This window comes from Streptomyces tirandamycinicus (genome assembly GCF_003097515.1).
In the GTDB taxonomy this organism is placed as follows: Bacteria; Actinomycetota; Actinomycetes; order Streptomycetales; family Streptomycetaceae; genus Streptomyces; species Streptomyces tirandamycinicus.
Window position 1 is genome coordinate 678,838 of sequence record NZ_CP029188.1, and the last position, 12,059, is coordinate 690,896.

9 protein-coding genes are annotated in these 12,059 nt (G+C 73.2%); 3 read left to right on the top strand and 6 right to left on the bottom strand.

The annotated features are described in order from the left end of the window. Window positions 1-80: 80 nt before the first annotated feature. The 5 genes from DDW44_RS03015 to DDW44_RS03035 form a co-directional block, all read right to left on the bottom strand. Window positions 81-1,094: a TerC family protein gene (locus DDW44_RS03015; protein WP_026281728.1), complete on the bottom strand. Its 1,014-nt coding sequence runs from the start codon at window positions 1,092-1,094 to the stop codon at window positions 81-83. 393 nt (window positions 1,095-1,487) lie between these two features. Then, a complete protein-coding gene (locus DDW44_RS03020; protein WP_108905439.1) occupies window positions 1,488-3,443 on the bottom strand; it encodes a TerD family protein in 1,956 nt (651 codons plus the stop codon). 117 nt (window positions 3,444-3,560) lie between these two features. After that, a complete protein-coding gene (locus tag DDW44_RS03025) occupies window positions 3,561-4,175 on the bottom strand; it encodes a TerD family protein (protein ID WP_017947572.1) in 615 nt (204 codons plus the stop codon). Window positions 4,176-4,304: 129 nt separating this feature from the next. Further along, on the bottom strand, window positions 4,305-6,464 hold the full coding sequence (uvrB, locus tag DDW44_RS03030) for an excinuclease ABC subunit UvrB (protein ID WP_108905440.1): 2,160 nt from the start codon (window positions 6,462-6,464) through the stop codon (window positions 4,305-4,307). Between the two features lie 156 nt (window positions 6,465-6,620). Then, complete coding sequence (locus DDW44_RS03035) at window positions 6,621-7,496, bottom strand: MHYT domain-containing protein (protein ID WP_240800378.1); 876 nt, start codon at window positions 7,494-7,496, stop codon at window positions 6,621-6,623. Window positions 7,497-7,801: 305 nt separating this feature from the next. Here DDW44_RS03035 and DDW44_RS03040 point away from each other — a divergent pair, with 305 nt between their 5' ends. After that, on the top strand, window positions 7,802-9,112 hold the full coding sequence (locus tag DDW44_RS03040; RefSeq protein ID WP_108905442.1) for an MFS transporter: 1,311 nt from the start codon (window positions 7,802-7,804) through the stop codon (window positions 9,110-9,112). Here DDW44_RS03040 and DDW44_RS03045 read toward each other — a convergent pair. Further along, on the bottom strand, window positions 9,102-9,479 hold the full coding sequence (locus DDW44_RS03045; RefSeq protein ID WP_108905443.1) for a cupin domain-containing protein: 378 nt from the start codon (window positions 9,477-9,479) through the stop codon (window positions 9,102-9,104). The two genes, DDW44_RS03040 and DDW44_RS03045, sit on opposite strands and share 11 nt — an antisense overlap. A 169-nt stretch (window positions 9,480-9,648) precedes the next feature. Here DDW44_RS03045 and DDW44_RS03050 point away from each other — a divergent pair, with 169 nt between their 5' ends. Together DDW44_RS03050 and DDW44_RS03055 are read left to right on the top strand one after the other, a co-directional pair. After that, window positions 9,649-10,545 (top strand): C39 family peptidase, encoded by an 897-nt coding sequence (locus DDW44_RS03050; RefSeq protein WP_244223952.1) that lies wholly within the window; start codon window positions 9,649-9,651, stop codon window positions 10,543-10,545. A 154-nt stretch (window positions 10,546-10,699) separates the two neighbouring features. Beyond that, window positions 10,700-11,938: a hypothetical protein gene (locus DDW44_RS03055; RefSeq protein ID WP_108905445.1), complete on the top strand. Its 1,239-nt coding sequence runs from the start codon at window positions 10,700-10,702 to the stop codon at window positions 11,936-11,938. Window positions 11,939-12,059: the final 121 nt, after the last annotated feature.

Sequence of the window (12,059 nt, forward strand, 5' to 3'; positions counted from 1 at the left end):
CCGGGTCCGGTCGGACCCGGCCGGTGCCGAGGTGTGCGGTGCGCTTCCGCGGTGCGCCACGGGAAGCGCACCGCGGCAACTCAGGCCTCGATGCTGTCCTTCTCGGTGTCGGCGGTGGGCTCCGCCTCCGGCTTGTCCTGCCCGGCCTTCTTCTCCTGCTTCCTGGAGGCGAGCAGGCTGGTGATCGTGGTGACGATGAGGACACCGCAGATGAACGCCAGCGAGAACGGGGTGGAGATCTCGGGGACGTGGACCCCGGACTCGTGCAGTGCGTGCAGCACCAGCTTGATGCCGATGAAGCCGAGGATCACCGACAGGCCGTAGCTGAGGTGGACCAGCTTGGTGAGCAGTCCGCCGATCAGGAAGTACAGCTGCCGCAGACCCATCAGCGCGAAGGCGTTCGCGGTGAACACGATGTACGGGTCCTGGGTGAGACCGAAGATCGCGGGGATCGAGTCCAGCGCGAACAGCACGTCGGTGGTGCCGATGGCGAGCATGACGACCATCAGCGGCGTCAGAACCCGCTTGCCGTTGACGCGGATGAAGAGCTTGGTGCCGTGGTACCTGTCGGCGACGCCGAACTTGCGCTCGATGGACTTGAGGAGCCGGTTCTCCTCGAAGTCGTCCTCGTCCTCGTCGGAGCGCGCCTCCTGGATGAGCTTCCAGGCGGTGTAGATCAGGAACGCGCCGAAGATGTAGAAGACCCAGGAGAAGTTGGCGATGATCGCGGCGCCCGCGGCGATGAAGACGGCCCGCAGCACCAGCGCGATGAGCACGCCGAACATCAGCACCCGTTGCTGGAGCTGCGACGGCACCGCGAACTTCGCCATGATCAGCACGAAGACGAAGAGGTTGTCGACGCTGAGGGACTTCTCGGTGATGTAGCCCGCGAAGAACTCGCCCGACGCCTGGCTCTCGCCCGCCAGCAGCAGTGCGAGGCCGAAGATCGCGGCGAGGACGATCCAGACGATCGTCCAGATTCCCGCCTCCTTGATCGACACGTCATGGGGCTTGCGCCCGATGAAGAAGTCGACCGCGATCAGGGCGAGGAGACCGAGAATGGTCACCAGCCACATGGTCAACGAAACGTCCATTGCGCCTCCGGCGTCGTACGGCTACTCACCAGCGTCGTCGTTGCCGGAGGTCTCTTCCACCCGGGTCGGCTGTGCGCCGGACCGCGGGCCGGCGCCCCGGGACCGCTCTGGTCTGTCGGTCCGTACTGACGGGCACGCCGCAGGTGGGAGTACTCCCCTCCGTCCGAGGAACCCTACCCGAAAGCCCAAAGGAAGGTAAAGACGGAGGTAAACGAGGGTCAAAATCACAGATCAGCGCGTGAAGGCCCAATTCGTCCCGGGCCCCGAACCGTCCCCGGCCCCGGGCCCGGCGAGGGGCACCCGGCCGTGCACCGGCGGTACGGCGGGGAGCGGGCGGTACGGCGAGGAGCCGGGCGGCGGCGCGCGGTCTCGGAGGGCGCTGCCGTGCGGAGGTCAGCGACGCCAGGTCCGCCGTGCCTCCGCGACCCTCGCCAGCACCGGCCCGAGCACATCGCGGCCTTCCGGGACCGCGGGCGGCTCGTACGTCCACAGGTGCTGGACCCACGGGTCGGCCAGATGGTCGTCCGGAACCGGGGTGATCCGCAGCAGCGAGCGCCACAGCGGATCGAGCACCGGCCCGTAGGCGGAGGCGTCCTCCCGGTCGGCGACCATCAGCAGGTGGACGCCGACCGCGGGGCCCTCGTCGGCGAGGTAGCGAAGCTGTGTCACGGCCCGGTCGTCGAAGCCGTGCGGGAAGTCGTTGACGACCAGCAGCTGCCGGGCGGTGTCGAGGTCCGGCGGCAGTGCGTCGGCGGCGCCCCCGCGAACGGCCATCTGCACCAGGTCCACGCGCTGTGTGAGCTTCGCCAGCACCGCGGACACGCCCCCGGCCCCCGCCGCGGGCGGCTCGTCCAGCACACCCGACCGCACCAGCGGGGTCAGCGAGCGTGCCGCCGCGCCCGCGGGGTCGATCACCCGCACGGTGAACTCCCCGGCCGGATGGACCGCGAGCAGCCGGGTCGCGTGGGCGACCGCGGTGTCCATGGCGAGCGCGCGCAGCCGCGTACCGTCCGGGACCACGGCGGACTCCGGCGCACTCCGGCCGCTGTCCACCCACAGGCCGCGCTCCAGTGGCAGCCGGACCAGCATGGGGATCCGGAGGCCGGGTCGCTCGGGAAGGTGGAGATCGCCGAGGCGGAGGGCCATGGGCATCTCCGTCGGGACGCGGTAGCTCTGCCAGACCGGGCTGTCCCAGCGCGCGAACGCCGGCGGCAGGGCGGGCTCGACGACCTCGGACTCGGCGGTCAGCTGGTCGAGGTCGCGGTCGAGGACCTCGCGGGCGCGTCCCGTCAGCTCGCCGTGCCGGGCACGGGCCGCCTCACGGGCGCCGCCCGCGGTGCCGGCGATGCGGCTGTGCGGGTCGGAGAGGGCGCGGTCGAGCTCCTGGTCGAGCCGTGAGTCGGCGAAGTCCACCGCGCTGCGGTACGCGGCCGTCGTCCGGGCGAGATCCTCGAACATGCCCCACACCTGGTTGTACAGCCGCTCCTCCATGGACCAGCCGGTGGCGTCGCCCGCGACGGGCACCGGCGGTCTGCCGGGCGCGGCGGGCGGCACGGCCGGGGGCGGCGGCGGGGCGGCGGACTGCCTGCGCGGGTGGGTGTAGTCGACGGGTCCGCCGTGCGTCCCGGCCGGGGGCTGCGGGTTCGCGGGGTCCACGGGCCGCGGGCCCGTGTCCGAGGTGGTGCCGAGAGCCGGACCGTGGTCGGCGCAGGGGCCCGGGTCCCCCGTGGTGGCGGCCGCGGCGGCGTTGCGCCGCACCTCGGCGGTGCGGGGCGGGGGTGTGCCGACCGTGCGGGACAGGCCGGGCGCGACGGCCTCGTGGACGACGGCGGCGAGTTCACCGGCGCGGTCGAGTCCCTGGTCGGCGAGGCAGGCGGCGAGGCCGCCCGCATACCCCTGGCCGACCGCGCGGACCTTCCAGCCCCCCTGGCGGCGGTAGAACTCCATGGCCACGACGGCGGATTCGGAGTCCAGGCCGGTGACGGTGTAGCTGGCGGTCTCGGGGCCGTCCGGGGCGCCTACGGAGACGAAGGGCGCGGCGACGGCCCCGAAGCGGACGGGGCAGCCGGGCCCCATCGGCAGCGCCAGCAGCACCGTCACGCGGTGCACCGAGGCGGGCACGGCGTTCAGGTCGACGGCCAGCAGATGGTCGGCGGTGGCCTGGCGGGAGACCTCGACGCCGGGCAGGGCCGGCTGGGCCGGGTGGGCGACCCACTCGGTGCCCGGCACCCGCCCGTCTTCGTCGCTCAATGTGACGGCGGCCACGACCGGTCTGCCGGCCGACACCCCGATGTCGAGTCGGGTGTGGGGCAAGGGATGGTTCTGCCCCCTGACCAGCTCGGCCGTCATCGCCTCTGTCCCCCTCGGTGGTGTGCGGATCGGCTCCCGGCGGTCCGCCGCCGCCGGGAACCGCGGGGTCACGGCCCACGCCGCCGCGGTCCCCGGCCCGGTGGCCGTGCCCGCTGCCTACAGGTGCGGCAGGATCGCCGGCATCAGGTCCTGGAAGGTCCGGCCGCTGGCCGGGTTGCCCAGGGCGGTCATCTGCCAGCCGGAGCCGGCGCGTTGCACCTTGGCCATGATCTGGGCGGTGTACTGGCCGCCGCCGTCCAGCGTGTAGCGGGCGAGTTCCTGGCCGTTGGTCTCGTCGACGATCCGGCAGAACGCGTTCTGCACCTCCTGGAAGGTCTGGCCCGTGAAGGAGTTGACCGTGAACACGATCTGGTCGATGTGCACCGGCACCCGCTGCAGGTCGACGAGGATGGCCTCGTCGTCGCCGCCCTGGCCGGCGCCGCCGACCAGATTGTCGCCGGTGTGGCGGACCGAGCCGTCGTCGCTCACCAGGTGCCGGAAGAACACCACGTCCACCGGCTGCTTGTCGGCGAAGAGCACCGCCGAGGCGTCCAGGTCGATCTCCCGGGTGCGCGACCCGAACAGTCCCCGCCGGGGCGCCGCCTGCCAGCCCAGCCCCATCCGCACCGCGGTGAGGGTGCCGCCGTCCTTCTTCTCCAGGCTGATGGCCTGTCCCTTGGTCAGATTGACGCCGGGACCCCCGGGCGCATTGCCCTTGGATACGTCCACCACGCGCTGTCCCCTCTCCATGGCTCCCCCGCAACCGTCCGTGTGTGCGGTTGCCTGCACCCTACGCAGTCGCCCCGGCGGCGCAGCAGGCTTGGTGTGTTTTTGTGTCGGTGTTGAGACACTGGGCACGACTCAGGCGATACCGGCTTCCTTCATCTGACGCAGCTCCTTCTTGAGCTCGCCGACCTCGTCGCGCAGCCGTGCGGCCACCTCGAACTGGAGCTCCGCCGCCGCTGCGCGCATCCGGTCCGTCATCTCCTCGATGATCCCGGCCAGTTCGGCGGCCGGCCGGTCGCCCGTGATCGCGCCCTTGCCCGCCTTGCCCGCCCTGCCCGCCTTGGCGCCCTTGGCGTCGGCGCCCTTGACCGGGTGCGCGGCCAGCGACGGAACAGGCGCCTTGGCGCCCCTGCCGTCCTTGCCCTGCCGGTAGCCGGTACCGAGCAGCTGCTCGGTGTCGACCTCCTCGCGGGCGATGGTGGCGACGATGTCGTTGATCTTCTTGCGCAGCGGCTGCGGGTCGATGCCGTTCGCCTCGTTGTACGCGATCTGCTTGGCCCGGCGCCGGTTGGTCTCCTCGATCGCCTTCTCCATCGCCGGAGTGATCTTGTCGGCGTACATGTGGACCTGTCCGGAGACATTGCGCGCCGCGCGGCCGATGGTCTGGATCAGCGAGGTGCCGGAGCGCAGGAAACCCTCCTTGTCGGCGTCGAGGATGGCCACCAGCGACACCTCGGGGAGGTCCAGGCCCTCACGGAGGAGGTTGATGCCGACCAGCACGTCGTACTCGCCGGCGCGCAGTTCGCGCAGCAGCTCGATCCGGCGGAGCGTGTCGACGTCGCTGTGCAGATAGCGGACCCGGACGCCGAGCTCCAGGAAGTAGTCCGTCAGGTCCTCGGCCATCTTCTTGGTGAGCGTGGTGACCAGGACCCGCTCGTCCTTCTCGGTGCGCGTGCGGATCTCGTGCACGAGGTCGTCGATCTGGCCCTCGGTCGGCTTGACGACGACCTCCGGGTCGACCAGGCCGGTGGGGCGGATGATCTGCTCGACGGAGCCGTCGGCGCGGGAGAGCTCGTAGGTGCCCGGGGTCGCCGACAGGTAGACCGTCTGCCCGATGCGCTCCTGGAACTCCTCCCACTTCAGCGGGCGGTTGTCGAGCGCGGAGGGCAGGCGGAAGCCGTGCTCCACCAGGGTGCGCTTGCGGGAGGCGTCGCCCTCGTACATGGCGCCGATCTGCGGGACCGTGACATGGGACTCGTCGATGACCAGGAGGAAGTCCTCCGGGAAGTAGTCGAGGAGGGTGTTCGGCGCACTGCCCGGAAGGCGGTCGTCGAAGTGCATCGAGTAGTTCTCGACACCGGAGCAGGTGCCGATCTGGCGCAGCATCTCGATGTCGTACGTGGTGCGCATGCGCAGCCGCTGGGCCTCCAGCAGCTTGCCCTGCTTCTCGAGCTCCGCGAGGCGCTCCCCGAGCTCCCGCTCGATGCCGGTGATCGCCTTCTCCATGCGCTCCGGGCCGGCGACGTAGTGGCTCGCCGGGAAGACGTACAGCTCGTCGTCGTCGCTGATGACCTCGCCCGTGATCGGGTGGAGCGTGGAGAGCGCCTCGATCTCGTCGCCGAACATCTCGATCCGGACGGCGAGCTCCTCGTACACCGGGAAGATCTCGACGGTGTCGCCGCGGACCCGGAAGGTGCCGCGGGTGAAGGCGAGGTCGTTGCGCGCGTACTGGATGTCCACGAAGCGGCGCAGCAGCCGGTCCCGGTCGATCTCCTCGCCGACCCTCAGCGGCACCATGCGGTCCACGTACTCCTGCGGGGTGCCGAGGCCGTAGATGCACGAGACGGAGGCGACCACCACGACGTCCCGGCGGGTGAGCAGCGAGTTCGTCGCGGAGTGGCGCAGCCGCTCCACCTCCTCGTTGATGGAGGAGTCCTTCTCGATGTAGGTGTCCGACTGCGGGACGTACGCCTCGGGCTGGTAGTAGTCGTAGTACGAGACGAAGTACTCGACCGCGTTGTTCGGCAGCAGCTCGCGGAACTCGTTCGCCAACTGGGCGGCCAGTGTCTTGTTCGGCGCCATCACCAGGGTCGGGCGCTGAAGCTTCTCGATCATCCAGGCCGTGGTGGCCGACTTGCCGGTCCCGGTCGCGCCGAGCAGGACGACGTCCTTCTCCCCCGCGCGGACGCGCCGGTCCAGTTCGGCGATGGCCGCGGGCTGGTCGCCGCTGGGCCGGTAGGGGCTGACGACCTCGAAGGGCGCCATGGTGCGTTGGATCTCGGTAACGGGCCGCATGCCATCAACCGTACGACCCCCCACTGACAACCGGACCGGACCGCTCGTGGGCCGGGACCGGCGGCGTGGACGGCCGCCGGGCGCGGCGGACGGCGACCGGCGGACGGCGAGGCGACGGGCGACCGGCGAGGGGCGCGGCGACCGGCGGACGGCCGGTCAGGGCCGGCGCGCGCGCTGGGACACGCCGCGGGCCGCGCGGCCGGTCCCGGACCGTTCCACCGGCCCGCGGTGGGAGGGCCGGCGCTGCGCGGGCACACCCGCCGCCACGCGCCCCGCGGCGTCGGCGTGCCGCGCCGGGCCGGGCGTCAGGAGCGCACGGTCGGACATGACGATCACCGCCGCCAGGACCAGGAACACCACCGCCCCGACCAGCATCGGCGCGAGCAGCGTGGCAGGGGCGTCGTCCCCGGCCGGCAGTGCCGGCGCGGCGTGCACATGGACGGTGACGGCGGCCATGCCGGTGTAGTGCATGCCGCTCACCGCCACGCCCATCACCAGGCCGGCACCGAGGCTCGGCAGGAAACCGCGGAGGGACACCGCCGTCCACAGCGCCGCGGTCGCCGCGACGACGGCGATCACGACCGACAGCGCGACGGTCGGGGTGTCGTACTCGAGCCGGCCGCTGAGCCGTACGCCGGCCATGCCCAGGTAGTGCACGGTCGCGATGCCGAGACCGGTGATCATCCCCCCGGTGACCACGGCCATCGTGTTCGCGCCGCGCTGGCCCACGACGAGGATCCCGATGCCGGTCATGACGACGGCGACGCCGAGGCCGGCGAAAGTGATCACCGGGTCGTGGCCGACGGCGACCTCGTCGACGGCGAAACCCGCCATGGCCACGTAGTGCATCGTCCAGATCCCGGAACCGATGGAGACGGCGCCGAGCGCCAGCCAGCCGGGCCGGACCGAGCCCCCGCTCCGCAGCGCCCGGGTCGTGCAGCGCAGCCCGAGCACACCGCCGAGGCACGCCATCAGGTACGCGGCCACGGGCGTGACGAGCCCATGGCTGAAACCGTCCACTGTGCCCCGCATCGTGCCAAGCCCTTCGCCCCGTGTGTCGCCAGGTGTTCTCGTGCGTCCCGTCGAGAAGGCCGTCCGCGCCCGAGCGTATGGCGAGCGCCTCGGCAAGCAAAGCTCGGGAGGGAGGTTCGTCCGCGTGAGGCGCTTCCGGTGGACCGCCGAGGCCGCGGCCGCCGCCGCGTACGGGGGCGCCGCCTGCGTACGGGGGCGCCGCCTGCGTACGGGGGCGCCGCCGACGCGCGAGCGGACGCCGCGGACGCCGCGGACGTGCGGGGGGCGGGGTGCCACGGAGCGGAGGCCGCTGGCACACTGCGGCGGTGGCCCGTACCTCCCGTGAAACGACCGCAGCCGCCGGCCCCGTCGATCTGCCCGGCCTGCGCCGCCGGATCACTCCCGTACTGGTCGTGAGCCAGATCCTCGGCGGGCTCGGAGTCGCGACCGGCATCGCTCTGGCCACCGTACTGGCCCAGCAGGTCAGCGGGTCGGAGGCGCTGTCGGGCCTGGCCCCCACCGCGACGGTCGCCGGGACGGCGCTGCTGTCCGTGCCGCTCGCCGCGCTGATGACCGCCCGCGGCCGGCGCCCCGGGCTGGTCCTGGCCTATCTGATCGGGTCCGCGGGTGCGGGTGTGGTGGTGCTGGCGTCCGTACTCGGGAACTTCCCGCTGCTGCTGCTGGGCATGGCCGGCTTCGGAGCCGCGTCCTCGGCGAACCTCCAGGCGAGGTTCGCCGCCGCGGACCTCGCGGAGCCGTCGAGACGCGCCCGCGCCATCTCCATGGTGGTGTGGGCGACCACGGTCGGCGCGGTTTTGGGCCCGAACATCGCGGCACCGGCGGGCCGGAGCGTCGCCGGGGCCGGGATACCGGAGGCCGCGGGCCCGTTCGTCTGGGCCGCGGGGGTGTTCCTGGTCGCGGCGGTGGTCGTCGCCCTGCTGCTGCGGCCGGATCCGCTGCTGACGGCCCGCGCGCTCGCACCGCCGGAGGAGGGGGACGGCCGCCGGCAGCGGTCGCTGCGGTCCGCCGTCCGCGCCGTACGGGAGTCCCCCGGGGCCCGGCTGGCGCTCGTCACGGTCGCCGCGTCGCACACCGCGATGGTGTCGATCATGTCGATGACCCCCCTGGCGCTGAGCCACCACGGCGCCGGTGTCCAGCTGATCGGCCTGGTCATCAGCGGCCACATCGCCGGTATGTACGCGTTCTCGCCGGTGATGGGCGTGCTGTCGGACCGCCTCGGCAGGCTCTCGGTGATCGGCCTGGCCGTGGGCCTGCTGTCGTGCGCCGCGCTGCTGGCGGGTACCGCGGGCGGGAGCCACGGCCGGGTCGCGGCGGGCCTGTTCCTGCTCGGCCTCGGCTGGTCCGCCGGTCTGGTCTCCGGTTCCGCCCTGCTGACCGACTCCGTTCCGGGACCCGCCCGTGCCGCGGTCCAGGGCCTGTCGGACCTGACCATGAACGCGGCCGCGGGCGTCGGAGGGGTGACGGCCGGGCTGATCGTGGCGCACGGAGGCTACGGCCTGCTCAACCTCGCCGGTGCGGTGCTGCTGCTGCCGCTCGCGGCCCTCGCCGTCCGCCGCGCCGTCACCGGGACGGGCGCGGCGAAGGACCGGCCGCCCACCGACGCCGTCACTGGCTGATGTGGTACGCCTTTCGCAGCGTCTCGTGCACCGTCCACGTCGTACGGTCGCCCTCCCGCAGCACACAGGCGTCCCCCGGCCCGATCTCCAGCGTCGCGCCGCCCTCGACCTCGACCGTCGCGCGCCCGCTCACCACGACGAACAGTTCGTCGGCCTCCGTGTCGGTGACGACTCCGGGGGTGATCTGCCAGAGGCCCCGCACCTGCCGCCCGTCCTCGGACTGCCACAGCACCCGGCCCGTCACCACCGGGTCACCCGAGATGATCTGCGCCGGGTCGAGGGGTTCTGGCTCCAGCTCCGCGTCCGGAATGTGCACGACGAACGAAGGAGAGGAAGGCCCGGCAACTGAGTGATCGAAGGTCGTCATGGCGGCTCACCTTAGCGGGCGAAAGATCCGCGGCACGCGGCGAGCCGCCTCGGGCGGCACACGGGCAGGGGGCACCGTCGTGGTACGCCCACGGCTGCCCTCGCGCGACGGCGTGCGACACCCACGGCAGCGCTTGCCCGAGTTCCCCCTCGTACAGGAGCGACCACCGATGTCAGCAGTGCGCACAGGGCGTCGCCTCGCCCTCATGACGGCCGTCTGCCTCCTCTCCGTCCTCACGGCGACCGGACCGGCCGCCGCCGGGGAGACGGCCGGGGCCCGCGCGGCGGCGGGGCACGACACCGACCCGTTCCCCGGCTACCTGCCCGGATCCGATGCGCGGCGGGCCCCCGGCGCCTTCTACAAGCAGGCCCTCGACACCCTGGGCCCGCAGCGGCTCACCGCCGAGCAGCGCCGGATCACCGCCCGGAAGGAGGCGGCGGCCTCCGCGGGGTTCCGGCACCCCGCCGTCCGCGCCCGCGCCGGCTACCTCGTCTCGGGCGGGCTGCACCAATCGCAGCAGACGTCGTACTGGTGCGGCCCGGCCGCCCTGGTCATCACGCAGTCCGCGCACGACGAGGTCGGCGGGCGCTCCCAGCGGGCGGCCGCGGACCTCCTGAAGACCGACTCCACCGGCACGGCCTGGTACGGCGTCGGCATCGACGTCCCGGAGCCGACCGGCTATCCGATGGCCGACGCCCTCAACCACCGCCTCCCGGGCGCCAACTACGTGCCCAGGTCGCTGCCGTACAGCCCGACGGCTGCCGACGTGGCGGACTTCCGCAAGCACATCGTCCACAACACCGGCTACGACTACGCGATCGCCGGCAACGCCTGGGAGGTGCCGGGCGGCCCCCACCTCGCCGGCCACCCGAACATCGAGATCTTCCACTGGGTCGCGATCGACGGCTACAACAGCGACACGAACGCGCAGCAGGTCCGCTACCTGGACCCGGTCGGCGGGGTGAGCACCAGCATGATCTCGTGGGCCGGCTCAGTCCCCAAGTCCGCCAGGATCTCCGCGGACACCATCACGACGATCATGGGCGGCCGTGGCTACGTCTGGTAGGCCCGGACGGGAGACTCCGGCCGGCGGGCCGGTATCGGAGGGCGGAGCGCCTTCGGGCGGGCCGGTCCCGGAGGGCGGAACGGTCCCGGAGGGCGGAACGACTTCACACGCTCCGGTCCCGGAGGGCGGACGGCGGTCCCGGGCGGGCGCGCCGGTGGTCTCGGCCCTGCTGGGTTCGTCCCTGCTCGTGCTCGCGGGTCTGGGCTGTTCACCGGCCGACAGAACCGGCCGCACGGAGCCCACGGCCGCCCCCGTACCCTCGGCGTCCGCCCCGTCGGGTCCCACCCCCGTCCGGGCGGCGTGCGAGGCGCCGCTGCCCGAGAGCTGGCGGTCCGCACTCGCCGCGGGCGAGTTCCACGCGCCGAGCGGCCAGCGCGCGGTCCTCACCGAGGTCGGCCCCCGGGCCCGCTGGACCGTCGTGCAGCTCTCCGACGGGCGGAGCCGCCGGGCCGCCGTCGTCGAGGACGCCGAGGCACCGCGCACCCTGCTGACGTTCACCGACCCCGTCGAGCACCAGCTGCTCGCCGCCGATGTGTCGGCCGACGGGCGGTGGACGGCGTTCGCGGTGCTGGAGGGCCGCACGCTCGACAGTCCGTGGTCGCTGTATGTGCAGGACGCCGAGGGCGGCATGCGCCGGCTGGCGCGGTCCACCCTCCCCGGGCCGCTCCCCCAGCCCGTCGTCCGGGACGGCTCGGTCTTCTGGGCGCAGGGCACGGGCCGGGGCCGGGCCACGATCTTCACCAGTCCGGTCCGCCCGCCCGGCTCCGGGGACGCGGCGCCCGCGCCGCGCGCCCTGCACTCCGGTGTGATCGAGGCCCCGTTCGCCGCGGGCGGCCTGCTGGCCTGGCGGGAGGCGAGTGCGGACGGCCGGTCGACAAAGCTGTCGGCACTGTCCTTCGCCACCCTGCGCCCGGCCGGGCTGCCGGGTCCCCTCGCCGCGCTGCGGAATCTGCGGTCGCCCGCCTCCGACGGCACGACCTGGGCCTGGGTCGAGGAGGGCGGGAACGCCGGGAACGCCGGGGACGGCGCGGGCGCAGGGGACGCCGGGGAAGGCCGGGAAGGCGCGGATCCGCGGCTGGTGGTCTGGCGGCAGGGGCAGCCGGCACCGGTGGCACGGCTCTCCGGGGCTCCCGCGGCCGAGGGGCTCGACCAGCTGCGGATCAGCGGCGAACTGATCACCTGGCGCACTCCGGAGGCCGCCTACGCCCTCGATCTGCGGTCCTCCGCCTACACGCGGATCACCCCGCAGTACGGATACGCCCAGGCCAGAGCGGGGGCGCTGGCCGTCGCCTACCAGGGGGACCGGGCGAAGGGGCCGGACGCGCGGTCCGTGATCCAGGTCGTGCGTGCGGACCGGCTGCCCCGGCTGCCGAAGCCGCGCGACTGCGGCTGACGGGCCCGGCGGACCGCCCGGTCCTGCCGCGCGGTGAGCCGGGCCGCCGCGCCTGCGGGTACGGCATGTGCGGGTACCGCCGAACCGGCGGTCCCGGTGGGGTGTGAGTGGGCGAAGGGGC

Bases quoted from the DNA above. Each gene is read 5' to 3' on its own strand.
- DDW44_RS03015 (WP_026281728.1), bottom strand. From the start codon at position 1,094: ATGGACGTTTCGTTGACCATGTGGCTGGTGACCATTCTCGGTCTCCTC.
- DDW44_RS03020 (WP_108905439.1), bottom strand. From the start codon at position 3,443: ATGACGGCCGAGCTGGTCAGGGGGCAGAACCATCCCTTGCCCCACACC.
- uvrB (WP_108905440.1), bottom strand. From the start codon at position 6,464: ATGCGGCCCGTTACCGAGATCCAACGCACCATGGCGCCCTTCGAGGTC.
- DDW44_RS03035 (WP_240800378.1), bottom strand. From the start codon at position 7,496: ATGCGGGGCACAGTGGACGGTTTCAGCCATGGGCTCGTCACGCCCGTG.
- DDW44_RS03045 (WP_108905443.1), bottom strand. From the start codon at position 9,479: ATGACGACCTTCGATCACTCAGTTGCCGGGCCTTCCTCTCCTTCGTTC.
- DDW44_RS03050 (WP_244223952.1), top strand. From the start codon at position 9,649: ATGTCAGCAGTGCGCACAGGGCGTCGCCTCGCCCTCATGACGGCCGTC.